The organism is Streptomyces sp. 4N509B (assembly GCF_052245655.1).
GTDB lineage: Bacteria > Actinomycetota > Actinomycetes > Streptomycetales > Streptomycetaceae > Streptomyces.
Genome location: NZ_JBQQBZ010000023.1, coordinates 94,858 through 120,728, shown reverse-complemented (window position 1 = coordinate 120,728; position 25,871 = coordinate 94,858). Strand labels below are relative to the sequence as shown.

At 76.6% G+C, this 25,871-nt stretch carries 19 protein-coding genes; 5 read left to right on the top strand and 14 right to left on the bottom strand.

Annotation, left to right across the window (positions count from 1 at the left end):
* The 3 genes from ACTWP5_RS20995 to ACTWP5_RS20985 form a co-directional block, all read left to right on the top strand.
* Window positions 1-1,418 (top strand): sulfatase family protein (locus ACTWP5_RS20995; RefSeq protein WP_443222583.1); only part of this gene is annotated, 1,418 nt, incomplete at its 5' end.
* Between the two features lie 315 nt (window positions 1,419-1,733).
* The gene (locus ACTWP5_RS20990; RefSeq protein WP_443222582.1) at window positions 1,734-2,789 is read left to right on the top strand and encodes a fatty acid desaturase family protein; all 1,056 of its coding nucleotides are present in this window, start codon (window positions 1,734-1,736) and stop codon (window positions 2,787-2,789) included.
* A 132-nt stretch (window positions 2,790-2,921) separates the two neighbouring features.
* Window positions 2,922-4,220, top strand: coding sequence for a serine hydrolase domain-containing protein (locus ACTWP5_RS20985; protein ID WP_443222581.1), 1,299 nt, complete (start codon window positions 2,922-2,924; stop codon window positions 4,218-4,220).
* A gap of 66 nt (window positions 4,221-4,286) precedes the next feature.
* Here the strand turns inward: ACTWP5_RS20985 and ACTWP5_RS20980 are convergent, their stop codons facing one another.
* On the bottom strand, window positions 4,287-4,856 hold the full coding sequence (locus ACTWP5_RS20980) for a GrpB family protein (protein ID WP_443222580.1): 570 nt from the start codon (window positions 4,854-4,856) through the stop codon (window positions 4,287-4,289).
* Between the two features lie 90 nt (window positions 4,857-4,946).
* Between ACTWP5_RS20980 and ACTWP5_RS20975 the strand changes: the two genes are divergently transcribed.
* On the top strand, window positions 4,947-5,735 hold the full coding sequence (locus tag ACTWP5_RS20975) for a DUF4253 domain-containing protein (RefSeq protein WP_443222579.1): 789 nt from the start codon (window positions 4,947-4,949) through the stop codon (window positions 5,733-5,735).
* A gap of 64 nt (window positions 5,736-5,799) precedes the next feature.
* Here the strand turns inward: ACTWP5_RS20975 and ACTWP5_RS20970 are convergent, their stop codons facing one another.
* The 6 genes from ACTWP5_RS20970 to ACTWP5_RS20945 form a co-directional block, all read right to left on the bottom strand.
* Window positions 5,800-6,672, bottom strand: a complete 873-nt coding sequence (locus ACTWP5_RS20970; RefSeq protein ID WP_443222578.1) for an alpha/beta hydrolase — start codon at window positions 6,670-6,672, stop codon at window positions 5,800-5,802.
* 140 nt (window positions 6,673-6,812) lie between these two features.
* Window positions 6,813-8,123 (bottom strand): vWA domain-containing protein, encoded by a 1,311-nt coding sequence (locus ACTWP5_RS20965; protein ID WP_443222577.1) that lies wholly within the window; start codon window positions 8,121-8,123, stop codon window positions 6,813-6,815.
* Window positions 8,120-9,382, bottom strand: coding sequence for an AAA family ATPase (locus tag ACTWP5_RS20960; protein ID WP_443222576.1), 1,263 nt, complete (start codon window positions 9,380-9,382; stop codon window positions 8,120-8,122). Before ACTWP5_RS20960 ends, ACTWP5_RS20965 begins: the two co-directional genes overlap by 4 nt.
* 113 nt (window positions 9,383-9,495) lie before the next feature.
* Window positions 9,496-10,944 (bottom strand): hypothetical protein, encoded by a 1,449-nt coding sequence (locus ACTWP5_RS20955; RefSeq protein WP_443222575.1) that lies wholly within the window; start codon window positions 10,942-10,944, stop codon window positions 9,496-9,498.
* Between the two features lie 142 nt (window positions 10,945-11,086).
* A complete protein-coding gene (locus tag ACTWP5_RS20950) occupies window positions 11,087-12,214 on the bottom strand; it encodes a helix-turn-helix transcriptional regulator (protein WP_443222574.1) in 1,128 nt (375 codons plus the stop codon).
* Window positions 12,215-12,294: 80 nt separating this feature from the next.
* Entirely contained in the window at window positions 12,295-13,299 is a 1,005-nt protein-coding gene (locus ACTWP5_RS20945) for a quinone oxidoreductase family protein (RefSeq protein ID WP_443222573.1), read from the bottom strand.
* A 260-nt stretch (window positions 13,300-13,559) separates the two neighbouring features.
* Here ACTWP5_RS20945 and ACTWP5_RS20940 point away from each other — a divergent pair, with 260 nt between their 5' ends.
* Window positions 13,560-14,972 carry an MFS transporter gene (locus tag ACTWP5_RS20940; protein WP_443222572.1) on the top strand — a complete coding sequence of 471 codons (1,413 nt, stop codon included), beginning with the start codon at window positions 13,560-13,562 and terminating at the stop codon, window positions 14,970-14,972.
* Here the strand turns inward: ACTWP5_RS20940 and ACTWP5_RS20935 are convergent.
* The 7 genes from ACTWP5_RS20935 to eccD form a co-directional block, all read right to left on the bottom strand.
* The gene (locus tag ACTWP5_RS20935; RefSeq protein ID WP_443222571.1) at window positions 14,962-16,641 is read right to left on the bottom strand and encodes a hypothetical protein; all 1,680 of its coding nucleotides are present in this window, start codon (window positions 16,639-16,641) and stop codon (window positions 14,962-14,964) included. The two genes, ACTWP5_RS20940 and ACTWP5_RS20935, sit on opposite strands and share 11 nt — an antisense overlap.
* 175 nt (window positions 16,642-16,816) lie before the next feature.
* The gene (locus tag ACTWP5_RS20930) at window positions 16,817-18,838 is read right to left on the bottom strand and encodes a polysaccharide lyase family 7 protein (protein ID WP_443222570.1); all 2,022 of its coding nucleotides are present in this window, start codon (window positions 18,836-18,838) and stop codon (window positions 16,817-16,819) included.
* Between the two features lie 211 nt (window positions 18,839-19,049).
* Window positions 19,050-19,979, bottom strand: coding sequence for a hypothetical protein (locus ACTWP5_RS20925; RefSeq protein WP_443222569.1), 930 nt, complete (start codon window positions 19,977-19,979; stop codon window positions 19,050-19,052).
* 2 nt (window positions 19,980-19,981) lie between these two features.
* A complete protein-coding gene (locus tag ACTWP5_RS20920; RefSeq protein ID WP_443222568.1) occupies window positions 19,982-21,103 on the bottom strand; it encodes a type VII secretion protein EccE in 1,122 nt (373 codons plus the stop codon).
* 356 nt (window positions 21,104-21,459) lie between these two features.
* On the bottom strand, window positions 21,460-22,908 hold the full coding sequence (eccB, locus tag ACTWP5_RS20915) for a type VII secretion protein EccB (protein ID WP_443222567.1): 1,449 nt from the start codon (window positions 22,906-22,908) through the stop codon (window positions 21,460-21,462).
* A 2-nt stretch (window positions 22,909-22,910) separates the two neighbouring features.
* Entirely contained in the window at window positions 22,911-24,383 is a 1,473-nt protein-coding gene (locus ACTWP5_RS20910; RefSeq protein WP_443222587.1) for a S8 family serine peptidase, read from the bottom strand.
* Window positions 24,384-24,388: 5 nt separating this feature from the next.
* Window positions 24,389-25,870 (bottom strand): type VII secretion integral membrane protein EccD, encoded by a 1,482-nt coding sequence (gene eccD, locus ACTWP5_RS20905; RefSeq protein ID WP_443222566.1) that lies wholly within the window; start codon window positions 25,868-25,870, stop codon window positions 24,389-24,391.
* Window position 25,871: the final 1 nt, after the last annotated feature.

Below are 25,871 nucleotides of genomic sequence, written 5' to 3'. Positions count from 1 at the left end.
GTATGAACACCACGCCCCCCCCGCCCCCCACGTCCCCCAAAGCCCCGACACCCCCGTCCCCGACCCGGCGGGCCGTCCTCCAGGGCTCCGGCGCCGTGGGCCTCACGGCCCTGGCCGGCGCCACCGCGGCCACGCCCGCCCGCGCCGCGGACGGCGCGGCCCCCAACGTCCTCGTCGTCTACTGCGACGACCTCGGCTACGGCGACCCGAGCTGCTACGGCTCCCCGCTGGTGCGCACGCCCGTCATCGACGGGATGGCGCGCCGCGGCATGCGCCTCACGGACTTCTACGCCGGCGCCCCCACCTGCACCCCGTCCCGCGCCGCGCTGCTGACCGGCTGCTACGCGCCGCGCGTGAACCTCGCGAACGTGCTGTTCCCCGACCACACCAACGGTCTGGCGGCCCAGGAGACGACGCTCGCCGAGTACCTGAGGAGCGCGGGCTACGCGACGGCCCACATCGGCAAGTGGCACCTCGGCAACCCCGCCGTCGACCCCGCGCTCCACCCCATGGAGCACGGTTTCGACCGCTACTTCGGCCTGCCGTACTCCAACGACATGACGCCGCTGCCGCTGTACGACGACCGCGAGATCGTCGAGCAGCCACCGGACCAGTCCGTCCTGACGCGGCGCTACGCCGAGGAGGCGATCGCCTTCGTCCGCGACCACGCCGACCAGCCGTTCTTCGTCTACCTCGCGCACACCCAGCCGCACGAACCGCTCGCCTCGGAGTTCGCCGGCCGCTCGGCGGCGGGCCCGCACGGCGACTCGGTGGAGGAGATCGACCACTACCTGGGCGTGCTGCTGGACGAGCTCGACGCGCTCGACGTCCGCGAGAACACCTGCGTGATCTTCACCAGCGACAACGGGCCGTGGTACGTCGGCAGCGCCGGGGACCTGTACGGCCGGAAGGCCGAGACGTACGAGGGCGGCCAACGCGTGCCGTTCGTCGTGGAGTGGCCGGCGGTCGTGCCGGCCGGCGTCACCTACCGCGAGCCCGCCTGCCTCGTCGACGTCCTCCCGACGCTGCTCGAAGCGGCCGGCGTCGAGCCCGACCCGGACCGCGTCATCGACGGCCGCAGCATCCTGCCCGCCCTGACCAGCGGCCGGCCCGTGGACCGCGGCGACGTCTTCTACTACGACGACCGGTCCACGCCGTCCCTCGGCAACTGCAACGCGGTGCGGCGCGGCGACTGGAAGCTCCACGTGCGCCGCGTCCCCGGGCCGTACTTCACCGGCCGCGGCTTCTCCGCCACCGAGGAGCTCCCGCAGCTGTTCAACCTCGCCCGCGACCCCGGGGAGACCTACGACCTCTCCCGTCACCACCCGGAGATCGTGGCGGCGCTCGGCGCCCGCATCACCGAGTTCGACGCGGCCCTGCGGGCGGACCACGCCGCCCGCTACGGCAGCCCCTCGTGAGCCGTCACCGGCCCGCCGTGACGCACCCCACGGCGGGCCGGTGGCCGCGGACGAGCGGATTCCGTGGTGGTCGGGAGAAGAATCACGTGATCGGCCCAGAGCCGGCCCGCGGCCCTCACAGCGGTCGTCTCCCGCGGCGGCGCGAGCCGGCCCGCCCAGCATCCCCGCAGGTCAGGAACGGTGCGAGCGGCGGCCACAGGGGGCTTGCGGGCCCGGGTGTACCCAGCACCACCACGGTTACGGGTGCCAACCACAGGGTGAAAGGGGGCCGGACCGGTGCGCGCGGAGCCCCAGTGTCCGCCAGACTTGCCTCCCATGACTACGAACCTCGAGATCACTCCCGACACGAACGCTCCGCCAGGGGGGCAGAAGGGCAGTGACTTCTCCCGGCTCTCGCGGAGGATCGCGGAGGCGGGACTCATGAACCGACGGCCCGGTTACTACGCGGTGCGGCTGTCCCTGGTGGCGGCGGCGTTCGTCGGCGGTTGGGTCGCCTTCGCGGTGCTCGGCGACAGCTGGTGGCAGCTGGCGGTCGCGGCCTTCATGGCGCTGTCCTGGGGGCAGCTGGCGCTGGCGATGCACGACCTCGCGCACCGGCAGATATTCGCCCGCAGGCGACCGAGCGAGGTCGGCGGCCGGCTGTTCGGGAACCTCGGCGTCGGGATGTCCTACGGCTGGTGGATGAACAAGCACACCCGCCACCACGCGAACCCCAACCACGAGGACCTGGACCCGGACGTCGTGCCGGAGATCCTGGTGTGGTCGCAGGAACAGGCGCGGGCGGCGAAGGGCCTGCCGCGGTTCGTCGGACGGATCCAGGGCTGGCTGTTCTTCCCCCTGCTGACCCTGGAGGGCTTCAACCTCCACGTCGCCAGCTTCCGGGCGCTGCGCTCCGCGCCGATGAAGCGGCGCGGCCTGGAGGGGGGACTGCTGGTCGCGCACGTGATCACGTACCTCGGGGCGATCTTCCTGGTCCTCTCCCCCGGCAAGGCCGTGGCCTTCATCCTCCTGCACCAGATGATCTTCGGCGTCTACCTCGGCGCCTGCTTCGCGCCGAACCACAAGGGCATGCCCACCCTCAGCGGCGACGTCCGCCTGGACTTCCTGCGCCGCCAGGTGCTCACCTCGCGGAACGTGACCGGCGGCCTGGTCAAGGACATCGCGCTCGGCGGGCTCAACTACCAGATCGAGCACCACCTCTTCCCGTCGATGCCGTCCCCGAACCTTCGGAAGGCCGCGCCGATCGTCAAGCGGTACTGCGCGGAGCTGGGCGTCCCGTACCACGAGACGGGGCTGTTCGCGTCGTGGGGCGAGGCGCTGCGCCACCTCCACGCGGTCGGGGCACCGATCCGGAACGGAAGCGGCGCCTAGACCCGCCGGTGAACCACGCGGCGCGTCCGACAGCCAGATCCCGCCGCGTGGAACGCTCTCGGGTTACCCCCACCCCCCACCGGGGAGCTGCCCTGATGGTGGCCAGGGCGCGGGCCGGCGAGGCTGGCTCGCATGATCGATGACAGGAACGGCACGGTCGCCACCACTGACTCCCCTGGCGAGCCTCGGCCCGGCTCCCGGCGCCGCGCCCGGCGCCGCGTGGCCGCGACGGTGACGGCGGCGGGGTGTGCCGCGCTCCTCTGCCTCACGGGACCGGCGGCGGTCGCCGGCGAACCGCGCCACGCGGGCGCCGCGGGCGCCGCGGGCGATGGTTCAACGGGGCTGCAACGGGACGTCGACGCCCTCCACCGGGCCGGCGCCGTCGGCGCCACGGCCGTGCTCCTGACCCCGGACGGCACCGTGGCCGCGGGCAGCGGCACCGCCGACCTGGCGACGGGCGCGCCCGCCGACCCCGGGGCACGCTTCCGCGCCGGCAGCACGCTGAAGCCGTTCGTCGCCACCGTCGTCCTGCAACTCGTCGGCGAGGGCGAGCTGTCGCTGGACGACACGGTGGAGGAGTGGCTGCCCGGCGTGGTCACCGGCAACGACAACGACGGCGGCCGCGTCACGGTCCGCCAGCTCCTCCAGCACACCAGCGGCGTGCCGGACTACTTCGCCCCCGACCTCCTGCCGGCCGTCTACTCCGCCGCCGGCTTCCACGCGAACCGGCTGCGGCACTACGCCGACGAGGAACTGGTGGCCGGCGCGATGCGCTTCCCGCCGGACTTCGATCCCGACGCGGAGTGGTCGTACTCCAACACCAACTACATCCTCGCCGGCATGATCATCGAGCGCGTCACCGGCCACTCCTGGGAACGGGAGGTGCGCGACCGCGTCATCGTGCCGCTCGGCCTGACCGACACCGAGCTGCCCGGCGACGACCCGACCATGACCGCGCCCTTCCTGCGCGGCTACCACACCTACGCCGAGGACGGCCGCCGCGTCGACACCACCGTCGACACCCGCGTGGACACCACCGTGTTCAACACGACGGCCGCCAGCGCCGGAGGAGCGCTCGTCTCCACGCCACGCGACCTCAACCGCTTCCTGTCCGCCCTGCTCGGCGGCGAGCTGCTGGAGCCGGCGGAACTCGCCGAGATGCTGACCGTGCGGGAGCTTCCCGGCGAGCCGGGGGCGCGGGGCTACGGCCTGGGGCTGGAGCGCCGCGAGCTGAGCTGCGGCGGCTTCTCCTGGCACCACAGCGGCCTGGCCCTCGGCTACTACGGCGAGAACGGCGTCACAGCGGACGGCGGCCGCGCGGTGACCGTGGTCACCAACAGCGTCGACGCCGCCGACGAGGCCGGGCAGGACCGCCGGGAGGCCGCGATGGTCGACCTGGTCGACCGCGCGCTGTGCGCCGGCTCCCGGTGACACCGGCCGGGGCGCGCAGGGGCGGGGCCGTGCTCGCGTGCCGGGGGGCGGGCGCCGCTCGCGCGGTCAGGGGACGGACCAGCGCGTCTGCGTGGCCCATCGCTCGGCCGCGCCCATCAGCACCTCGGTGGCCGGCGCCTTGATCTGGCCGTAGTCGAGGAGGTCGGGGACGCTCACGACGAGGCGTCGCTTGAACGCGCCCCACGCGTCCCTGGCCCGCGGGTCCGCCCGCAGGTAGTCACGGAACAGCAGCGCGTACCGGGCGTTGGCCGCGCCGTTCACCCGGCAGTGGACGTTGCAGGCCCGGCCGCCGACCGGCGGGGCGAAGACGAGCTTGCGGTGCGGTGTCCCGGCGGTCACCTCCTCGCGGTTCCACGGCTCGGGCCGGCAGCGGAAGCCGATCGCCGCCATGCGGGGAACGACGACCTCCTCCTCGACCGACGCCATCCGCACCTGGACGTCGACGCAGTCCTTCGCGGGCAGCCCGGGGACCGAGGTGGAGCCGACGTGGTCGATCGCGAGCGCGAGGTCTCCCAGGGCGGTGCGCAGCAGGCCGGCCAGCTCCTCGAACGCGGCCGGCCAGTCGGGCCGGTGGTCGACGACGGCGAGGGGACCGAGCTCGTCGGGGAAGGGCATGCCCGCACGGTACCGGCGCGGGCCCGGGGCGGGCCCGGGAGTTTCCGCCCCGGCGAGGGCGACGGCGGGGCGGTGGTCTAGCGTCCCGGCGTGACGTCCGAACCCCCACGGCCTGCCGGCCGCACCGCGCACACCCTGTGGATGAGCGACGAGCCCGTCTCCGTCGAGGTGTGGGCACGGTTCCGTGCCGACCACGCGCGCTCCGGCCTGTGGCCCCTCCTCCTCGACTCCTCGGCTCCCGACGACGCCGGGTACCCGCCGTGGGCGTCGGGCGGGCTGTTCCCCGAGGAGGCGAGCTCACCCGAGGCCCACGACCCGGCCGACCTCCTCGCGGGATGGTGGAGCACGTACACCGCCGTCGAGGAGGACGAGGACGTGCTCAGCCCGGCCGAACGCCTGGCCGTCACCGCTCCCTTCGGGCAGGACTGGCCCGGCCTCGCCCCCGACCTCCCGACGGCCGGGGCCGACCCCGACGCCGACGCCGACGCCGACGACACGGCCGCCGGCTACGCCGCCCATCTCCTCACCCACCGGCCCCACCTGCGGCTGGGCCTCGTGGCCGCCGGGTCAGGTGCCGCCGCCCTCGCCGCCGTCGGCTGGCACGGGCCCGCCAACTACGACGGCGACACCGGGAAGTACGCCGCCGTCGTGGCCGACTGGGAACGCCGCTTCGGCGCCCGCGTCGTCGCCGTCGGCCACGACACGCTCCACCTCGGCGTCGCCGCGCCGCCCAGACGCCGGGAGGACGCGCTGCGCGTCGCCGCCGAGCACTTCGCGTTCTGCCCGGACAACGTCTGGCAGAGCCAGCGCCCCTACACCCTGGAGGCCTACGCCGAGCGGCTCGTCGACACCCTCAACTGGGACTTCTGGTGGGACTGACGGCCGTGCCCCGGCCGGCGGCGGTCGGGCGGTGGGCGGTCCGGGCGGTGGGCGGTCCGGGCGGTCAGCGCCCCGGAAGCTCGGCGAGGGCGGCGAGGTCGGCGAGGGTCTCCGCGGCGGGCCTCGGGTGGACGAGCCAGCGCAGGTGGCTGCCCTCCAGGGTCCGCACCGCGAACGGGTTGTCGGGGGTGAGCGCGTCGGCTTCGCGGATCATGCGGTCCTGCATGGCGAGGGGGATGCTCGCGTCCTCGGCGAGGCGCACGTAGGCGCGGGGGATCCGCCCCCACGTCTCCGCCCGCGCCCGGTCGGCGGACGTCCCGGCGTCGAGGTTCTCGTCGGGCTGGAAGGTGTTCAGGAAGGTGCGGAACTCGTCGTCGGTGAGGTCGGCGGCGAAGGCCTGCCGGAACCCGGCGAGCACCGTCGGGTCGGCGGTCCGGAAGTTCGTGCGGAGCAGGCCCAGCTCGGCCGGGTTCCCGAGGAGCGCCGGTGCGAAGAGGCCCGGGTCGACCTCCGCCATCTCCGGCTCGGCGTAGTAGCCGCTGACCTCCAGGTCGACCGGGCACCAGGCGGAGACGTACACGATCCTGTCGATCAGATCGGGGCGGGCGTTGCCGACGGCGGTGAGCGTGATGCCGGCCCTGCTGTGGCCGACGAGGACGGTCGGGCCGTTCCGCTTCGCGCGTTCGAGGACGTCGACCACGCGGGCGACGTTGTCGGCGAGGGTGACCCCCTTGATGCTCCCCGGCTCCGTGGCGAGCGCGGCGAGGTCCTGCGGGGCCTGGTAGGCGGCGGGGAAGGTCGCCTCGAAGCCGTGGCCCGGGAGGTCGACCGCGACCGAGCGGTGCCCGAGCAGCGCGAGCTCGCCCTGGAGCGGCGCGAACGAGAACGAGTTCGCGAAGGCGCCGTGAACGAGTACGAATGTCGGCAGGTTTCGCATGCCTCATCCTCCGAAAGTGTGATCTTTGATCTTCGCAGCAGGTCAAGGTTAGGTGGCCGGGTCGGGCCGGCCCCGCCGGCCCCCGGCACCCCGCCGGCCCCCGGCGCCCCGGCACCCCCGGGCACCTGGGCACCCCGGAGTCACCGCGCCCCGCCGCCGTCCGGCCCGATGACGACGACGCGCGCCCACGCGGGTGGCCCGTCCGACAGGCGGTCGGCGTGGTGCTCGCTCCACGACCGGGCGGACCGCCGGGGGAAGAGGCCCACGACCGTCCGGCAGGAGGGCCTGGCGTCGGGCCAGGGCGTCTGGCCGTCCGTCAGCGCGACGATCACGTCGGGCCGGGGGCGGGCGCGCAGCGCCCTGGCGAAGCCCGTACGCAGGTCCGTGCCGCCGCCTCCCACCAGCGGTATGCCCTCCGCGCGGCACAGCGGGTGCACGGCCTGGGCCGCCGCGTCGCACGACATCACCGTGACAAGGTCGCGGCGCCCGCCCACCGCGCGGGCGATCGCGGCCACCTCCAGGAGGGCGCTGCCGAGTTCGCGGTCGCTGACCGAGCCGGAGGTGTCGACGATGACCGTGACCCGGGGCGGTCGGCGGCGCAGGCTCGGCAGGACGGCGCCGGGCACGCCGGCGGAGCGCCGCGACGGCCGGCCGTAGCTGTGGTCCTCGCCCACGCCGGGCCCCGACACCGCCGAGCGGACCGCCGCGCCCAGCAGGTCCCGCCAGGGCTGCGGCGGGTGGAACGCCTCCTCCGCCCAGCGGCGCCAGCCGCGCGGAACGGTGCCGGGCTCGGCGGTGATGCCCTGCGCGACGCGGAAGCGGACCGCGTCCCGTTCCTGGTCGCTCAGGCCGTGCGCGCCGTCGGGGCCGAGGTCCCACTCCCGCTCCAGCCCGTCGGCGCCGCTGCCGCAGTCCAGCCAGGCCATGCCCTGGGTGTGGGGGCCGAGCCGGAACTGGCGCAGGTACTCCTCCATCAGCTTGTCCCGGCCCAGGCCGAGGGACGCGGGCGTGACGGCTCCCTCGGGTCGCGCCAACCCGTCGCCGAAGGCGTCGTCGTTGATCTCGCAGTCCGCCGCGATGTTCATGCGCAGCCGCTCGGCCGCGCCCGTCAGGCCGTGGTCGCGCGCGAACCGGTCGGAGCGCCCGTGGTGGTCGCGGAGCAGGTGCGACACCTCGTGGACCCACACCCCGGCCAGCTCCTCCAGCGGCGTCCGGTCCACGAACGCGGGGAAGACGTAGCACCGCCAGTGCCGGTCGACCGCCATCGTCGGCACCCGGCGCGAGGGGACGACGTGGAGGGCGAACAGGGCCGTGGCGAGGTAGGGGCGGACGCGGGCGGCGTGGAGGCGGGCGGCGTAGAGCTTGTCGAGGTCGAGGGCGGGATGGGGCGGGACGCCCCGGGACGGTGGGGTCTGGGGTGTCGGCGCGTGGGCCGTCGGGGTCCGGGTCATCGGCCGGACCGGGGGAGGGAGGCGGAGGAGGTCGCCGCCCGGTCCGCTCGGCGGGAGACGGACACGACGCCGACCAGCCCCTCGATCGACGCGGGAACGTCCCAGTCCTCGCGGCGCAGCGCCGCCAGCGTGGACGCGGGAACGACGACGAGGTCCGGCGGCCCGGTCTCCACGGCCCGGACCAGCAGCGCCCACGCCGCGTCCCACCGGGACCTCTCCGGACGCGCGCGCACCGCCGCCACCACGCCGTCGAGCGCGGCCTGGCGCAGGTCCCCCCGTTCCGGCAGGACGGCACCGGCCGGGTCGGCCAGCAGCGTCTCGGGGTCGGGAAGGTCCATCCGGTCGATGCTGGCGAGGAGTTCGAGCCCGGGGCCGTCGCCCACCGTGCCCCTGACGAGCAGGGAGAGAACGTCGCGGTCTGAGCCGGCCGCGGTCGCGAAGGCGACGAGACGCAGCGTCATGTCCCAGCTCCTGGGCGACGGCCAGGGGCCGGCGCGGCGGGACTCGTTGTCCGGCAGGCGGTGCACGAGGCCGGGCCGGGCCGCGAGCAGTTCGCACACCGCGCGGCGGGCGAAGGACACGGCGGCCGGCAGCGCCCGGCGGTCGAGCCGGGGCAGGGTCGCCCGGGGCCAGGTGCCGCCGAGGCCGCGGACCACGACCTCGTGGTCGTGGGTCCACTGGAGGTGGACGAACCGGTTGGCCAGGGGCGGGCTCAGCTCCCAGCCGTCGGCGGCCGAGGAGCGGGGGTTGGCGGCGGCCACGATCCGCACCTCGGGCGGCAGCCGCAGGGCGCCGATGCGCCGCTCCAGCACGAGGCGGAGCAGGGCGGCCTGCACGGCCGGGGGCGCGGTGGACAGCTCGTCGAGGAAGAGCAGTCCCCGGCCGGCGCGCACGAGGCGTACGGCCCAGTCGGGCGGGGCCATCGGGACGCCCTGCTCGGCGGGATCGTCCCCGACGATCGGCAGGCCGGAGAAGTCGGACGGCTCGTGGACGCTGGCGATCACGGTGGTCAGGGGGAGGTCGAGGGCGGCGGCGAGCTGGGTCAGGGCCGCGGTCTTGCCGATGCCCGGCTCGCCCCAGAGGAGAACGGGCAGGTCGGCGGCCACGGCGAGGGTCAGGGCTTCCAGTTGGACGTCGGGGCGCGGCTCCGTGGTGGTGTCGCGCAGCAGGGTCAGCAGCTCGCCGGCGACGACGAGTTGGGAGGCGTCCGACGTGGCGGGCGGCAGGGCTGACGGGGCGGAGAGGGTGGGCGTCGGCATGCGTCATCACCTGGGGTTTCGTGGGGTCCCTGAAGCAGGGACGGGAGGACGGAGAAGAAGGGGAGGAAGAACGAGAAGAAGGAGAAGTGAGGAGAAGAAGCGGGGAGGGGCTGTCAGCGCGCGGTGGCGTGGCGCGGGTGGTGGAGGTGGTCGGCCGGCCGCCTCGTGGCCGGGCGGTTGCGGCCGGACCGTGGCCCCGGCCCGACGAGCCCCGCCCTGAACAGGCCGTGCACGACGCGGCGTCGCGCGGCGGCCTCCAGTTCGTCCCGCAGCTCGCCCTCCCGCAGCCGCGCCTCGGGGCCCAGCAGTCCCTCCACGACGGCCAGCGCGCCGGTGACGTCGCCGTGCCTGAGCTGTTCGCGGATGCCGGAGAGGGAGTCGGGGCTGCGGTGCAGCTCGTCGATGACCCGCAGGCAGGGGAGCGGGGTGCCGGTCAGGGCCGCCAGCAGCTCCTCCCGGCGGACCTCGTCGGGGTCGTGGTCGAGCGCCGCCAACGCCCCGTCGACGAGCCCGATCCTGTGCTGTTCGCCCCGGCACTCCACCAGGTACGACGGCGTCGCCGCCCCGTGCCCGGTCCGGGGCGTCCCGGCCGGGGCGCCGCCCGGGGCGAGCGCCTCGGCGACCAGCGGGTGCAGCCGGTCGGGGGTGATCAGGCCGGCGCGGAGCAGTTCGACGTCGGGCGGCGCCCAGGTCGCGGCGTCGGGCAGGACCGGCACCGCGCGACCGCGCCCGTGCCGGGGCGCCGCCGTGATCCGCACCGTGGGTGGCCCGGCGCGGTCGCCGCCGTCGGCGGCCAGGTCGAGGAGCAGCCGGCGCCGGGCGCCGAGCCGCACCAGGACGGAGCCGCTGGCGCGACGCTCGGCGCGGAGCAGGATCGCCGCCTCGGCCGCCCACCGGTCGACGGCGGGCCGCTCGGCCGCGGAGCGGAGCCGCAGCTCGCCGGCCCGGCGCGCGTCCCACAGGTGACGGTGGAGGTCGAGGCGGAAGCGCCGGCTGGGGTGGGGGTGTGGATGGTGGTGTGGACGGGGGTGTGCTCCGGTCCCGGGGCCGGCGGGTCCCGCCGGCCCGGGCGGCTCCCACAGCGCGAGGCTGATCCGTTGCCCGGCGTCCGCCCAGGCCGGCGCCGTCCTGGCCACGAGGTGCACCGTCGGCACACCGTCGCCGTCGCCGACCTCGTAGCGGGCGAGCGTGACGGTCAGTCCCGGCCGCAGCAGCCCGTCGGGGGCGATCCGTGGCATGTGCCAGCGCAGCAGGTCGGGCGCCAGGTGGCGGAGGTCGGCCCGGACGCGGGAGGCGAGCTCCCGGCCGTGACGGCGTGCGACGGAACGAAGACCGAGATCGACGTCGACGTGCGAGGCGGCGCACGCTCCCGCCCAGTCACCGACGCGCCGGCGGGCCGTCGCGGTCTCGATCATCGAGGGCGGCACGGCGAACTCGCGCACGCGCAGCCAGAGGGACAGCCAGAAGGCAGGAGAACACGAAGGAGAGGAAGGAGAGGAAAGGGGAGGGAGAGAAGCAGAGAGGGAGGGACGCGGGTCCTCGTTCGCGACGTGAGTGGCCATCAGCACTCACCTTGCGCGAACGGGTCCCCCCATCTTGCGAGGAGGTGAGAAGTCATCGCGAGGATCGTACAGCGGCCCGCCCGGCTCGGCCAGGGCCGACGGTCGGGGTCGACGGCCGGGGTCGACGGTTCGGGGTCGACGGTCAGGGTTCGGTGGTGACGCGCACGGTGTGGGCGAGGGCGGCCGGTTCGAGGTGCTCGGTGAAGAGCCTCGCGACGAGCTCCCCCCGGCTCGTCACGCCGACCTTCGCGAACACCGCCTTGACGTGGTCGCGGACCGTGTGCCGGGAGATGCCGAGGTGTTCGGCCATCGAGCCGGTGGTGGCGCCCGCGCTGATCAGGCGGGTGATCTCCAGCTCCCTCGCGGAGAGGCCGTAGGTCTCCACGACCAGCCGCGCCACCTCCGACACGGGCGCGGGTTCGAGGACGACGGCCGTGAAGCCCTGCTCGCCGTCCAGGCGCGAGGCGTGGCAGAGCAGCCAGCGGTCGTCGAGGTCCCGCACCCGCAGCCGGCCCTCGCCGGCCGCGGCGAGGGTCCTGATCCACACGGGGACCTCCTCGACGCCTCCGCCGCGCCCCACGGCCGCGCCGCTCGCCGCCACCCGCGGCAGGCGGGCCAGGTGGCGCCAGGCGGCGTCGTTCGCCGAGACCACCCGGCCCTCCGGCGTGAACAGCAGCAGCCCCGCGCCCCCGCCGTCGGGGGGCAGCGGGACGGGCTCGCCGGCCGGGCGCGCGTAGGAGCGCAGCCGCGCGGCGAGCGGCCCGGACAGCCCGGCGAGGAACGCCGTGTCGGCGGCGGTGAACGCCGGCCGGCCGCGTTCGCGGAACAGACTCACCGCGCCCCACGGCCGGCCGCCGACGCGCAGCACGGCGCGCAGCTCGTCGCCGAGGCCACGGGGCCGCAGGTACGCCTCGTACAGCGGGCTCAGCTCCGGGCTGCCCGCCGTGGCCTCGCCGAGGGCCGCCGCCGGGCTGGCCGCGGTGGCGAGTTCGCGGAAGGGGATCACGGCCTCGGGCGACGCCTCGGTGCCCCAGTAGGCCGTGCAGCCGCCCTCGGCCAGGTTCTCCACGCGGATCGGCGCGGTCATCAGGCCGGTGACGGGGTCGGTCGCCCGCCAGATCGCGGCGTCGAACGGCAGCATCCGGCGCAGCCGCGCCGAGACGACCGCGAACAGCGCGAGGGCGTCGGGCGCCTGCTCGGCGCGCTCCAGCAGCAGCTCGCGGCGCCACGGGGTGCGTCGGTCCGTCCCCGCCGGGGGCGTCTCGGCCATGTGGGGGTCAACGCCGCGGGTGCGCCCGCGTGTTCCCGTCGTCGTTCGCCTCGTCACGGCAGCGGTCCGGCGCCGGTCCGTCACGGCACCAGGAGGAGCTTGCCGGTGGTGCGGCGCGCCTGAAGGTCCTCGTGGGCCAGCCGGGCCTCGGCCAGGGGGCGGCTGTGGGCCGTGACGCGCAGCGTTCCGGCGGCGAGATCGCGCCAGACGGCGCCGGCGCGGCGCGTGAGTTCCTCCCGGTCGGCGACGTGGTGCGGAAGGCCGGGGCGGGTGAGGAAGACCGAGCCGGCGTGCAGGAGCCGCCCGGTGTCCAGGGCCGTCACCGGGCCGCCGGCGGCGCCGAGGAGCACCAGCAGGCCACGGCGGCGCAGGCTCGCCAGGCTCGCCTCCAGCGTGGGCGCGCCGACGCCGTCGTAGACCACGGAGACGCCCTCACCGCCCGTCAGCCTCGCCACGGCGAGCCGCATGTCGTCGTAGGCGACCGCCTCGTGGGCGCCGGCGGCGCGGGCGACGTCGCGCTTCTCGGGTGTGGACGCGGTGGCGATGACGCGGGCGCCTCTCGCGACGGCGTACTGGGTGACCAGCCGGCCGAGGCCGCCCGCCGCGGCGTGGACGAGGACCGTGTCGCCGGGGCCGACGGCGTGGGTGTCGTGGGTGAGGTAGTGCGCCGTCATGCCCTGCATGAGGACGGTGGCCGCCACGTCGAGCGGCAGCTCGTCCGGCACGTGGACGAGGCGGTCGGCGGCGACGACGGCGCGCTGGGCGTAGGCGCCGTGCGCGTCGGTCACGCCGCCGGCCATGGCCCACGCCACGCGGTCGCCGACCGCGACGTCGGGACGCGCGCCGTCGACGCCGGCGTCGACGGCGGGACCGAGGGCGGTGACCGTTCCGGCGGCCTCGACGCCGGGGACGAAGGGTGCCGGCACGGGGAAGACGCCGCGGCGGTGGGCCACGTCGACGAAGTTGACGCCGATCGCGGCGACGTCGACGAGCGCCTGGCCGGGGCCCGGCTCGGGGTCCGGGTGGTCGTGGACGTGGCGGAGGACCTCGGGTCCGCCGTGGTGGGTGACGACGATGGCCTGCATGCGTGGGACTCCTTCGCGTGCTGGTGTGCCTGGGTGGTGGTGCGGTGGCGGTGGTGCGGTGGCGGGGACGGGCGCGGCGCGTGCCGAACGCGTGGGGCGCGTCGGGCGGGCCGCCCCGGTCGGCCGCGCCGTCGATGCTGCGGGAACGGCGCGGCGGGGCCCATCCCCCACCTGCGGGATGGGCCGCGCGGCGGTGCCCGGCCAGGCTGACGGCGCCCGGCGCCGGGTGGCGTCGGCTCTCCACGGCCGAAAGGAACCCCATGTCCCCGTCCCCGCACGGCGCCCCGCCCCCCGGCCACGCCGGCTCCCCCGCCACGGCGGGGGTGCGGCTGGGCCTGCTCGGCGGCCCCGCCGTGTTCGGCGTCACCGCCGCCGGCCTCGCGCTGCCCGACGTCGGACGCGCCCTCGACGCGGCCCCGTCCGCCACCGCCTGGGTCCTGACCGTCCACGCCCTCGCGCTCGGCGTCGGCGCCGCCGTGGCGGGGCGGCTGGCGGACGCGCGCGGGGTGCGGTTCGCGCTGCTGCTCGGCGCGTTCGCCCTGGGGCTCGGCACGCTCGTCTGCCTGCTCGCCCCGAACCTCCCGCTGCTCGTGGCGGGACGGCTCGCGCTGGCCACGGGATCGGGCGCGACGACCTCGGGGGCCGTGGCGCTCGTCGCCGCGTTCCCACCCGAGCGAAGGCCCCGTGTCCTCGCGGGCTTCGGCGGCACGATGGCCGGCTTCTCGGCCGCCGCCACCCTCGCCGGGGGCGTCGTGACGGACGGGCTCGGCTGGCGGGTGACGCTGGTGCTGCCGGGCCTCGCGCTCGGCGCGCTCGCGCTGTGCCTGCCGATGGCCGGCCGCGCGGGATCCGGCCGGCCGGTCGACGCGGCCGGCGCGGGGCTCGTCGCCGCCTGTGCCTCCTGCCTGCTGGTGGTGGTCCAGTCGCCGACGCTGGGGCTGCCGGCGGCGGCCACCGTCCCGCTCGCCGTCCTCGCCGCGTCGGCGCTCGCGGCGCTGGTGGCGCGGGTCAGGCGGCGGGCCGACGGCTTCGTGCCGAGGCCGCTGGTCACCGACCCGGTCGTGCTCCGCACCGTCGGGCTCGGCGTGGGCGTCTTCGGGGCCCTGTTCGCCACCGTGTTCGCCGCGCCGCAGATCCTGGTGCTGCGCTACGGGTGGGACGTGCTGGTGGTCGGCGCGGCGCTGCTGCCCGGGGGCGTCGTCGGCGCGGTGCTGGCGCGCCGCGCGTCCGCCGCCACGGTGCGCGTCGGGACGCTGCTCCTCGCCGTGACGTCGCTCGCCACGGCCGGCTGCCTCGCCCTCACCGCCGTCGTGGACGGCAGCGCCGTGGTCGTGGTCACCGCCTCGGCGGCGCTGTGCGCGTTCGCCGTGACGCAGGTCGTCGTGACGGCGCGGATCGCGCAGCGGGTGGGGCCGGCCGCGCGGGGTGGCGCGACGGGGCTGCTCAACCAGGCGTGCTTCGTCGGCGGCGCGATGGCGGCGGCGGCCGTCGGCACCCTGTCACGGTCCGTGGACCCGCGGACCGCCCTGGCCGCCGTGGCGGTGCTGCCCCTGGCGGCGGGCGTCCTGGCGCTGACGGACCGGCCGGCGACGGACCGCGTGCCGACGGACCGCGGGGCGACGGACCGCGGGGCGACGGGCCACGGCGGCGGCTCGGCTCGGCTCAGGGGGTGACGAAGGGCGCGTAGGCGTCGCGGACGTCGTCGCGGGTGGGGGTGACGTAGTCGGTGGAGGGCGGCCCGGGGTCCTCGCCGTAGTACTCGTAGAAGATGACGGAGGGGCAGCTGGCGCCCGTGACCTCCACGCGGGTGTCGTGGACGAGCCGCCCGGTGCGCACCTCGTAGACGCGGACCTCGAAGCGCTCGTTGTGGAACGTCACGTTCTTGTAGCCGGACGCGGTGGTGTCCGTCTCGTAGGGGCAGGTCTCGACGGCCGAGCCCCGGTCCTGGTCGCCGACGCAGATCACGATCACGGCGTCCTCGGCGCCGTCGGCCCGCCACGCGTCGGGGAGGTCCCTGCGGTGGTCGGGGTGGCCGAAGTGCAGCGCCGGGTGGGGTCCGCCGCCCGCGTACGGTTCCGCGCCCCGGTAGGGGACGGGGTCGTCGCAGTACGCGGGCTCGGTCCCGGCGACGCTGGGACGCAGCAGGTCGCGGAAGCGCTCGAACTCGATCGCGGTCTCCGCCTCCTCGACGCCCGCCGACGCCTGGGCGGCGAGGTCGTGGCCCGGGTACTGGTCCAGCAGCTGCCGGTACTGGTCGCGTGCCTCCGTCCAGCGCTCGTCCGCGAGCGCCTCGTCCCCGCACGCGACGATCGCGGCGGGCGCGACCGCCGGCACGACGTCGGCGGCGCGCTCCAGCACGTCGTGGTGGGGCGTCCTGCCGGCGAGCCAGTCGGTGATCCGCCGGGTGTGGCAGGCGTCGTCCGTGGGCAGCGCGCCGAGGAACCCGTCCATGACCTCCTCGACCGCGTCCGCCTCCCCGGGCTGCTCGGTCAGGACGGTGGCGAGGTGCTCGAAGCCGGTCGCCAGGGCGTCGAGGTCGCCGGCGGTGGCGGAGTCGAGTTCCTCGGCGGCCTCGGCGAGCACGAGGTCGGCGCGGCGGCCGGGTGCGCCCTCCCACAGGGCGGCGGGGTGGGCCTCGTAGTGCTCCAGCGTCTCCGCGGCCCGCAGGCGGTCGAAGTGCTCCTGCTGTTCGGCGTCCCGGAGCAGTTCGCAGGCGGCGACGCTGTCCTCGGCGCGGTCGACGAGGCCGGGATCGGTCAGCCGGTGGCCGGCCCACAGACCCTCCAGCAGCGACACGGCCCGCTCGCAGTCGCCGTCGCGGTGGGCCTGCTCGGCCCGCCGCTCGATCTCGGCGGCGCCCACGCGGAAGGAGACCAGCGTCAGCGCCACCACGGCCACGGCGCCGACCGCGATGCCGCGCTGCGCCACCGTCCCGGTGCCGGGCGGGGCGGCGGGCTGCTCGGGTAACGGCGCGGCGGGGTGGGGTCCGCGCGCCGTCAGCCGCGCGAGGTACCAGCCGTGGAGGGTCAGGGCCGCCCACCAGACCGGCAGCGTGACGCGTGGCCAGGCGCTGTCCGCGTCCAGGGCCATGGCGCCGACGAGGCCGGCGGTGACGGACACGGTGAGCAGGGCCGTGCCCCAGCGGCGGAGCAGCACGTACCCGACGCTGAGGAGGGAGGCGTTCGCGAGCGCTGCGGCGAGCGGGTCGCGGGGGCGGGTGCGGTGGGCGGGCGACGGCTCGGAGGGGCGGTCCCCGTCCCCGTCCCCGTCCCGGTCGAGGTCGGGGACGGGGTCGGGGCCCGGGTTCGGTGAACGGTCGGGAGCGTCGAACGGCGTGGTCACTGGTTCCCCTCCTCGGTACGGAGCACCGGACGCGCCTCATTGTTCGGCGAGGGGACGGGGAGGGGTCCCCGCCCGGTCGACCGGGGGTGCGGTCGGACCGGGCGGGGACCCCGGCTCACGCGGTGGTGAGGGTAGTGCTGGTGAGAGTTGTGGTGGTGAGTGTGCTGGCGCGGTGTCAGTTCACCTCGTAGAAGCGCACCCAGTCGACCTCGTACACCGCCGGGCGCAGGCCGCCGTCGCCGGTGAAGTTGTCGAGCTGGATGACGAGGTTCCCCAGGGGCATGTCCTGGATGTTCCCGCGGTCCTCGTTCGCGCCGTCGGCGAGCCGGAACCACTCCTCACCGTCGACGTAGCCGACGAGCTCGTCCGGGGTCCACTCGAACGCGAAGTTGTGCCACTCGTTCATGTCCATCGGGCAGTGCTCGACGCGCTCCTTCTCGTCGGTCGGGCTCTGCGGGTAGTGCAGCCAGCCGGAGAGGCAGTCGGCGTCGGGGTCGGAGTACTCGACCCAGTCGTACTCGCCGTTCTCCAGCCGGTTGCCCGCGGTGGGCCAGATCAGGTGGAGCGGGTGGTAGAGGCCGCCCTCGTCGCCGACGTTCCGCGAGCGGGAGCGGATCTCCCACCGGCCGTACTGGGTGTCGAGGTTCTGCCGGATCCAGCCCGTGTCGCCGTTCTCCTCGCCCGTCATGGTGAGGATGCCGTCGCCGACGACGCTGTTCTTGCCGCAGCGGCGGCCGTTGTCGGCGTGGCCCGGCCAGCACTGCGGCGTGCCGCCCTCCTCACCGGAGGGAACGTCCCAGCGCTCGGGGTCGACGGCGCCGGTGTAGTCGAACTCGTCGGAGATCGGGTGGGGGGTGCCCCAGTCGTAGCGCACGGCGGCCTGCGTCGAGTCGTCGGAACCGTCACCGTCGCCGTCACCGTCGCCGGACCCGTCGTCCGAGCCGTCGTCCGAGCCGTCGCCGTGGCTGACGGCCAGGTCCGTGATCACGGTCTCGCCGTAGTTGTCGTCGCTGCACGGCCCGTTCGCGTTCTCGCAGTTGGCCTGGGTGTAGGCGCCGGCCTTGAAGTAGTTCGAGGAGTCCTCGTTCTCGAGGGTCGTCTCCAGCTGGCCGTTGAAGTAGACGTCGATCTCGCCGTCGCTGACCACGTACCGGAACTCGAAGAAGGTGCCGAGCTCGTAGTCGTCGGTGATCAGGTGGTGGTGGCGGGTGTCGCCGTCGGTGATCCAGAGCTCGGAGCCCTCCAGCCGCAGCGCCGTGATGTCGTCATCGCCGCCGTGGATCTGCGCGCCGACGACGTAGGGCCGGTCCCCCTCGGGCACGCTGGTGAACGCCTCCCGCAGCGTCATGGTGTGGGTGCCCTCGGTCGCGGACCACGCGATCTCGTCGCTGCCGTCCTCGACCATCTCGCGCAGCTCGGAGCGCGGGTTGCTGGAGCCGCCGGTGGTGACGCCGTTGATGGGCGCGCGGAAACGGACGCCGTCGCCGGACTCGGTGACGGTGAAGTACTCGTCGTGGGAGTAGCTGGCGAGCTCGGGCTGGAAGATCTCGGTCGGGTCCTCCTCCTCGCCGATGGGGAGCGTGACCTTCCAGTTGCTCAGGTCGAGGACGTCGGCCGGGACCTCCGCCGTGGGCGGCGGGTCGTCGTCGTCCCCGCCACCGTCGTCCCCGTCCCCGTCGCCGCTCCAGACCTCGATCTCGGTCAGGCTGTTCCAGTCGCCCTCGCCCTCGCCCTCGTAGCCGTGGCCCAGGTACCGGATGCGGGACGTCTCGACGGGCTCGAACGCGAACGTCTCCAGCTGCGTCGTGGTGCCGCTGCTCTCGCCGTCGTAGACCGTCTGCCAGCCCGATCCGTCCCACGCCTGGATCTCGAACACGTTCTGGCGCGTGGTGCCCTGGTGGACGGCGAGCCTGACCTCGGTGACGGTCTCGGTCGAGCCGAGGTCCAGTTCGAGCCAGGCGCCGTCGCCCTCGCCCGACCAGCGGGTGCGGAGGTCGCCGTCGACGGCGTTGGCCGCCACGTTCTCGTCGCTGGTGCTGGCCGAGACGCCGTCGGCGTCGGGGGTGAGCTCCACGTCGGCGGCCTGCGCCATCGCCGGCACGGCCAGCAGCCCGGCGCCGGTGGCCAGGGCGGCGGCGGTCGCCAGTGCCGGGCGGCGCCGCCAGGGCGCGGACCGGGTTGAACGGGTGTGCCTCACAGTCCTCTCCTCCTCGTTGGGTTCTCCCTGCTCGGCCCGGCCCCTCGTGGTGTTCGCCGTGGGGGGCGGGGCCTCGGAGCCATGAGGCTCGTCGGCGTGACCGTAGGCGGCGGGCGTCGGGAGGGTTCCCGGCCGAGGGTGGGTGGCCCACCCGGGCCGGGGCCGAGCCCGGGGCCGGGCCCGGGGCCCGGGCCCGCGTCGGAGTACGGCGTCAGCGCGGCGCGCCGGGTGCGGAACGTTCCTGGCCCGGCGTCAGCAGCGCCGTCTCGCCCGGGGCGATGTCCGGGCGCAGGACGACGGCCGAGGTGGGGCGGAAGAGGATGATCTCGCCCCGGGCGAGCCGCGCGGTGTGGTCGGCGGCCTCCGGGCCGAGGAGGCGGCCGACGGACTCGGCGTGCCGCGCGTCCAACGCCAGCAACGCGGCCGGCCGGTGCCAGAACGCGGCGCGCCGGGGCACGGCGGCGGCGACGTGCAGGACGGTGCGCCACGGCCCGACGGCCGCGTTGGGCGGCGGAGGGCGGCGCTGGTCGCTGACGAGCGCCTGCGGCCCGCTGCCCACGCCCGGCGGCGCCGGGGGGTGCGGCGGCCAGGCCGCGGGGTCCTCGCCGAGGACCAGGCGGCCGGCGGCGGCGTGCCGCAGCGGCTGCCACGGCGCGGGGTCCCGGGTCGCGGCGGTGACCACGGCACCGGCGGCGAGCAGGCGCAGCGCGACGAGGCGGCCGAAGAGCGGCTCGCCGAGCACCGCGACCCGGACGCCCTCCGGCCCGGGGGCCGGCAGCGTGACGGGCTGTCCGTCGCGGCCGGTGCCCAGGTGGATGCCGGCGTGGGCGGGCGCGAGGGCGAACGGGGCGTGGGTGTCCTCCTCCCAGGTGGCGCCCGGGACGCTCGCCAGGTCGGGGGTGGTGGGGCGCGGACGCGGTCCGGCGGGGCGCGCCGGGCGTCCGGGGCCGGCGGCGCGCGCGGGCGTCGCCGGGCCGGGCGTGGGTGGGGAGGCGGGTGTGGGGCGGGGGCGGCTGGAGGCGAGGTGGAGGGTCGGGGGCTCCGGGGGCGCGGCGTGCGCGCGCGCCGTCCCCCGCGCCGTCGCCGTCGCCGTGGCCATCGTTGTCGCCGTGGCCGTTGCCGTGGCCGCTCTGGTCGTCATCGTCATCGACCTCCTCTCGGGAGTCGCACACCCAGGCTCGCCAGGCCGGTGGCCTCGTCGAGCGGGCGGGCGGGGTAGGCCAGGGGCAGGGTCGCGAGCAGGCCGGCGGCCTGGTCGACGACGGGCGCGCCGGTGACGCCGGCCGCGCGGAGCCGGTCGCGTTGCGCGGCGGCGTGCTGCGCGAGCGGGCTGACGACCCGGACGGCCGTCTGGACGCGGAGGTCGGGCCCGTCGGCCGTGAGGGTCGCCGCGACGACCACGCGGTCGGCGGCGCAGTCGGCCAGGCCCGACAGCAGGCGGTGCCAGTCGCGTTGGCTGCTCACCCGCACCGAGAGGGTGGAGTGGGTGGCCGTGCCGCTCGCCCAGATCCACGGCAGGCTGCGGCCCTGGGTGTCGGGGTCGCCCAGCTGCCGCAGCAGTTCGCGCGCCGCGGGCGCGCCCAGCGGCGTCGTCTCGGCGCCGTGCGCGGCGAGCCGGGCGCGCAGCCGGGCGGCGCAGGCCGCTGCCGCCGCCCTGGCCCCGTCCTCGCCGCCGCCGCGGCGGGCCGCCGCCTCGGGCGCGTCGAGCGGCTCGTGGCGCACCACCAGCCACGACCGCACCGCCACGGGGCGCCCGCCACGGTCCAACTGCCGGTAGGCGACCGTCGGCTGGAAGCGGTGGTGGAGGTCCCAGGACGGCACGGCGAACTGCTCCACCACCAGCTGGGCCGCCGCCGGCCTGGCCGGGTCCTCCGCCAGCCAGCGGGCGACGATGCCCGCGGGCAGGTCGGGGAGGACGCCGCCGGGCAGCGCGGCGACGGTCGCGTGGCCACGCCCGTCGGAGACCACGCCCAGGCCGGCCGGACCGGGGACGTTCCGGTCGGCGACCTCCGTCACGGTCAGGGCGGGCAGCAGCGTCTGCGCCACGCCCAGGGCGGCGGCCGGGCGGACGCCCTGCGGGGGCGTGACGGCGAGCCGGCCACGCCGCAGCCGGGCCAGCAGCCGCCGGTCCGCCCACTCGCCGCGGCGGCGCAGCAGCGCGCCGACCACGACCACGACGCCCGCGCCGGCCAGGGCGTAGCCGAGGACGCCGCGCAGCGCCAGGCCGCCGGCGACGGCGAGGCCGACGCCGGCCTCGACCGCCACCAGCCGGCCGGCGCCGAACCCGGCCGCCCACCTCCGCGCGCCGCGCCGCAGCGCGCCGCGCCTCCGCGACGCGTCCGGCCGCGGCGTCGTTCCTGGTGCCGTGCCCTGCTCCGCGTCTGGCGCCGCGTCTGGCGTCCGGCGCGCTGGCGTGTCTGACGTGGTGTCCGGCGTCGTGCCGCCTGTCAGGTTCAGCGTCGCGTCCGCCGGGGTGTTCCTCGTCGACCTCGTCGACCTCGTCGACCTCGTGGTCCTGGTGGTTCTCGTGGTCCTCGTCGTCGTGTTCACGGGCTCCCGCCCCCTTTCCCGGTCCTTCTCTCGGTCTCCTGGTTCCGCTGCTCGTGCCGCTGCCGCCGCCGCTACCGCTCGTCGTTCTCCCGCTCGCCGTCCGAGGTGGTGCCGCGCTGCTCCTGTGCCGCGGCCTCCGGGTCCAGCACGGGGCCGCTCGGCAGCAGCCCGACGTACGCGCTGGGCATGGCCGGCGCCCGCGCCGGGTCGTAGCCGAGGCGTTCGAGCGCGTCGGAGGAGGCGAACGGGTAGGCCACCCCGCCGTCGGTGACCAGGGTGTACGTGCCCACGGTCCCGGCGGAGGCGGTGGAACGGACCACGGCACCCGCGCCGGCCGGCAGGTAGATCCGGTCCAGCAGGCCCAGCCGCTGCCCGTCGACCGCCTCGACCGCGGTGACGTCCTCCGGCTCGGGCATCGTCGTCGGCAGGTGGACGGTGGCCCGCCAGGGCGTGTCGCCGGGCTGGCCGCCCGGCGGGGTGCTGACGCACACCGGCTGGTCGCGTTCGAGGTCGTCGGCGACCGGCACCGAGCGGGGCCACGCGGGGTCGCCGACGGTCTCGGTCACGCGCGGCGCCTCGGCGGCGTCGGCGGCGCTGATCGCGTGGTCGGCCCCGGCCTCGGCCGCCAGCAGCGTGTGGACGAGCTCGGAGACCGCGGCCAGCCCGTCGGGGCGCACCACGAAGTGCTGGGTGGCGGCGCCCGCTCCCGCCGTGTGGGCGAGGTCGCCCACGGCCGCGTCGAACGGCAGCTCGACGGCCGGCTCCTCGCCGGCGTCGGTCCCCGCGCCCGCGCCCGCGTCGGGAGTGCTCAGGCGCGGGCCCTCGGGAACGGTGGCCACGACGTCCGCCGGCAGCCGCACCGGCTGCTGGGGCAGGCCCAGCAGGTCCCTGACGGACGGTTCGAGCGCGTGGCGCCGGCCCTCGGCCAGCAGCCACAGCCGCTCGTCCTCCGTCGCCACCAGCAGCGTCGCCCCGTCCTCCGGCTCGACCCGGCCGCCCGGCCCTCCGGGCACGCCCGGCACGCCGACGTACAGGGCGGTCCGCAGCGGGTCGCCGCCGGTCTCGGAGGGGGTCGCGCACAGCGTCCAGTCACCGGTCAGCAGGTCGTCGGCGTCGGGGAGCGCGTCGGGGGCGCCGGGGATGCCGACCGGGAGGCCGCGGGGCGCCTCGTCGATCGTCGCCTGCCGCACCTCGGTGAGCTGTCCGCCGCCGACGAGCAGGGCGGAGGCGATGTTGAGCGCGGGGTGCGCCACCCCGTCCTGGACGACGTACGGGTCGCCGCCCGCGCCGACCACGACGGCGCCGCTGCCGGGCAGGGCGGGGCCGCGCCCGCCGCCGAGCCAGCCCGCGATCCCGAAGCCGGCCATGATGAGGACGCCGATCGCGACGCCCGCGCCCAGCGCGCGGTTGAGGCGGCGGCGCGGGTCGAGGCGGGCCTCGTCGGCGCCCCGGAAGAGGCTGGTGATCATGCGGCGGTTGGCGTAGCCGTACGCCTCCGCCTGCTCGCGTGTCGTCGCCATGGCTATCGGCTCCCGCTCCGGTCGTGGTGGGGGGTGGGGTGGCCGCCGCCGGGGTCGCCGGTGCCGTCGCCGCCGAGCCAGGCGAGGCGGGTCCCGGGCGAGGGCGGCGGCTCCGTCCGGGTGCCGGCGGTGTCGGCGGTGTCGGCGGTGTCGCCGGGCCCACCGGGCCCGTTGGCGGACGGTGCCGCGGCGGGTGGCCGGCGCCAGCCGCGCCGGGCGGCCCGGCGGACCCCGGGGGCGGCGAGCAGCCCGAGCACGACGGCCAGCAGCAGGCCGCCGCTCCAGGCCACGGCGGTGGTGGCGGCCCGGCTGAGCAGCGGTTCCTCGCGCGGGATGGCCTGCACCTCGACGGCCCCGCCGGGAACGCCCCCGGCCTCGGCCTCGGCCTCGCCCCCGTCCTCGGCCCCTGCCCCGGCGTCGCCCGAGCCCGCCGGCTCGTCGAGGTGGGTGAGCGCGCCGAAGGGGTCGACGAGTCCGTGTCCCGTCCGCTCGTTGACCGCGCCGCCGAGGAGCGTGGCGGACTCGGTCAGCCGCCGCGCGACCTGTTCCGCCGTCAGCTCCGGCAGGAGCGAGCGGACCAGCGCGGCGGCCCCCGCCACCTGGGCGGCGGCGGCGCTGGTGCCCGAGGCGTACCGGTACCCGCTGCCGCCGGGCGCGGGCGCCACCAGGTCGTCGCCGAAGGCGGCGAGGTCCACCCACGGGCCGGCGTTGGAGGAGTCCAACGGCCTGCCCCGCGCGTCGACCGCGCCGACCGCGAGGACCCCGTCGTACGCGGCCGGGTACATCAGGCCGCCGGTGACGTTCCGGTTGCCCTCGTTGCCGGCCGCCGCGACGACGACCACGTCCGCCGCGACGGCCGCCGCGATCGCCTCCCGCACCGCGTCGTCGTCGCGCGGCACGGCCAGCGAGAGGTTGATGACGTCGGCCTCTCCCGAGGCGACCGCGTCGTCGATCGCCGCCGCCAGCGTGTCGGGCGTGACCCGCGCGACGTCGTCGACGAGGCGGACGGGGTACACCCGGGCGTCGGGGGCGACGCCCGTCATCCGGTCCCCCTCGGCGCGGCGGGCGGCGACGAGACCGGCGACCGCGGTGCCGTGCCCCACACAGTCCCGCTGCCGTTCGGGGGTCGCGTGGTCGAAGCCACGCTCGTAGGGCACCACCGTGTACTCGCTGCCCCGCCCGACGTTCTCGGCCAGGTCGGGGTGGCGGTCGTCCACGCCGGAGTCGATGACCGCGACGGTGACGTCCGCGCCGGTGGACAGGTCCCACGCCTGGCGCAGGGCGAGCTGCTCGATCAGCGGGTGCGGCCCGGTGCCCTCGGGCAGCTCCTCGCCGACCACGCGCGTGCGGCACGGCTCGGAGGCGGCGGCGGACGGCGAGGCGGCCCCGGCCAGCGCGACGCCGCCCGCGAGCAGCGCGGCGGCGAGCAGGGACCGGAGGGCCCTGTGGGAGCGCCGCGTGGCGTTGGTGGTCATCGCGCTCACGCCCTCAGGTTCAACAGGGCGCCGTAGACCTCCCACACCGCCAGGACGAGGGGGACCACCGCCAGCAGCAGCGTCGTCTCCAGCACGTCCATCGCCCGCGCCAGGCGCGGGTTGAGGCGGTGGCGGCGGGCGGCGACGGCCACGGTGCCGGCGACCAGGGCGACCGTCAGGGTGACGGGCAGCGTCAGGCCCAGCAGCGGCACCGCCTGCGACGCCCGGTCCAGCACGGTGACGACCGCCGCCCCGCCGGCCGCGACCAGCGCGGTCACCACGGCCGTGACCGTCTGCGTCGTCTCGCGGAACAGGCGGGCCCGCAGCAGCGTCAGCAGCGTCAGGACGCCGGCCAGCGTCGAGGCCCACAGCTCGGTCGAGGCCAGGAGCAGCACCGTCGCGACGGCGGCGACGGCGTGGCTGCCCAGCAGCAGGCCGCCCAGCAGGCGGCGCGCGGCGGCGACCCTGGCCGTCAGCCGCTCGTGGGCGAGCTGGCTGGGCAGCCGCTCCAGGTCCTCGGATGTGGCGGCCACCTGGGGGGCGGGCAGGCGGGCCAAGCGGAGCGCGAGCGTCGGCCACAGCGTCGTCAACGCGAGCGCGAGCGGCGCCGCGACCGACGCCGCCTCGGTCGGGCTGACGTCCCGCCAGACCGTGCACAGCAGCGCCCCGACGGCGCCGAGCACGGCGGCGACGACCAGCGCGGCGAACACCCCGTCCCCGCCGCCGACCAGCACGGGACCCAGCCCGCCGATGACGGCGACCACGGCGCAGACCAGCAGCAGGTGCGCGGCGCCGGGCCCGTCGCCCTCGACGCCGAGCAGCCGGACCACCCCGACCGAGGCGGGCAGGGCGGCCAGCGCGCCGGCGAACGTCCCCGCGTGGGCGTCGCCGAAGCCGCGCGCCATGAGCACCCCGGCCCACAGCACCAGCACGGCCGTGGCCAGGCCCAGCCAGCCGGGCAGCGTGCCCGGGGCGAGGGCGAGCGTGGCGGTGCCGGCGAGGAGCGCGATGGTCGCGAGGGCGGCGGCGCCGTAGCGGGTGGCCGTGGCGGACCAGGCGTGGCGGACGCCGTGTTCGGCGATGACCTCGACGACGTCGTCGTAGACCGGTGGCGTGGCGTCGTCCGAGCCGTGGCCGAGGAAGAGCAGGTCGCCCTCGGCGACGCCCTGGTCGGCGAGGGAGCCGGCCGCCTCCAGCCGGATGCCGTCGGCGCGGCGCAGGACCCAGGCGCCGTGGCGGGTTCCGCCGTCGGGCCCCGGGTCCTCGCCGGCCTGGCGCAGCAGGGTCGGCAGCAGGGTCGCGAGGGGGACGGCGGCCGGCACGGCCAGGTCGACGCGGCCCCTGGGGCCCGCGACGCCGACGCGGACGAACGCGGCGGCGGCGCCGGTGGGCGCGGGCGCGGGGCGGGACGCGGGGTCGGGGGTCGGGCTGGGGGTCGGGGAAGGGCTCGGGGAGGCGGTTGCCTGGTGGGTGAGGATCGCGCTCATG

Bases quoted from the DNA above. Each gene is read 5' to 3' on its own strand.
- ACTWP5_RS20990 (WP_443222582.1), top strand. From the start codon at position 1,734: ATGACTACGAACCTCGAGATCACTCCCGACACGAACGCTCCGCCAGGG.
- ACTWP5_RS20985 (WP_443222581.1), top strand. From the start codon at position 2,922: ATGATCGATGACAGGAACGGCACGGTCGCCACCACTGACTCCCCTGGC.
- ACTWP5_RS20980 (WP_443222580.1), bottom strand. From the start codon at position 4,856: ATGCCCTTCCCCGACGAGCTCGGTCCCCTCGCCGTCGTCGACCACCGG.
- ACTWP5_RS20970 (WP_443222578.1), bottom strand. From the start codon at position 6,672: ATGCGAAACCTGCCGACATTCGTACTCGTTCACGGCGCCTTCGCGAAC.
- ACTWP5_RS20965 (WP_443222577.1), bottom strand. From the start codon at position 8,123: ATGACCCGGACCCCGACGGCCCACGCGCCGACACCCCAGACCCCACCG.
- ACTWP5_RS20960 (WP_443222576.1), bottom strand. From the start codon at position 9,382: ATGCCGACGCCCACCCTCTCCGCCCCGTCAGCCCTGCCGCCCGCCACG.
- ACTWP5_RS20955 (WP_443222575.1), bottom strand. From the start codon at position 10,944: ATGGCCACTCACGTCGCGAACGAGGACCCGCGTCCCTCCCTCTCTGCT.
- ACTWP5_RS20950 (WP_443222574.1), bottom strand. From the start codon at position 12,214: ATGGCCGAGACGCCCCCGGCGGGGACGGACCGACGCACCCCGTGGCGC.
- ACTWP5_RS20945 (WP_443222573.1), bottom strand. From the start codon at position 13,299: ATGCAGGCCATCGTCGTCACCCACCACGGCGGACCCGAGGTCCTCCGC.
- ACTWP5_RS20940 (WP_443222572.1), top strand. From the start codon at position 13,560: ATGTCCCCGTCCCCGCACGGCGCCCCGCCCCCCGGCCACGCCGGCTCC.
- ACTWP5_RS20925 (WP_443222569.1), bottom strand. From the start codon at position 19,979: ATGACGACCAGAGCGGCCACGGCAACGGCCACGGCGACAACGATGGCC.
- eccB (WP_443222567.1), bottom strand. From the start codon at position 22,908: ATGGCGACGACACGCGAGCAGGCGGAGGCGTACGGCTACGCCAACCGC.
- ACTWP5_RS20910 (WP_443222587.1), bottom strand. From the start codon at position 24,383: ATGACCACCAACGCCACGCGGCGCTCCCACAGGGCCCTCCGGTCCCTG.
- eccD (WP_443222566.1), bottom strand. From the start codon at position 25,870: ATGAGCGCGATCCTCACCCACCAGGCAACCGCCTCCCCGAGCCCTTCC.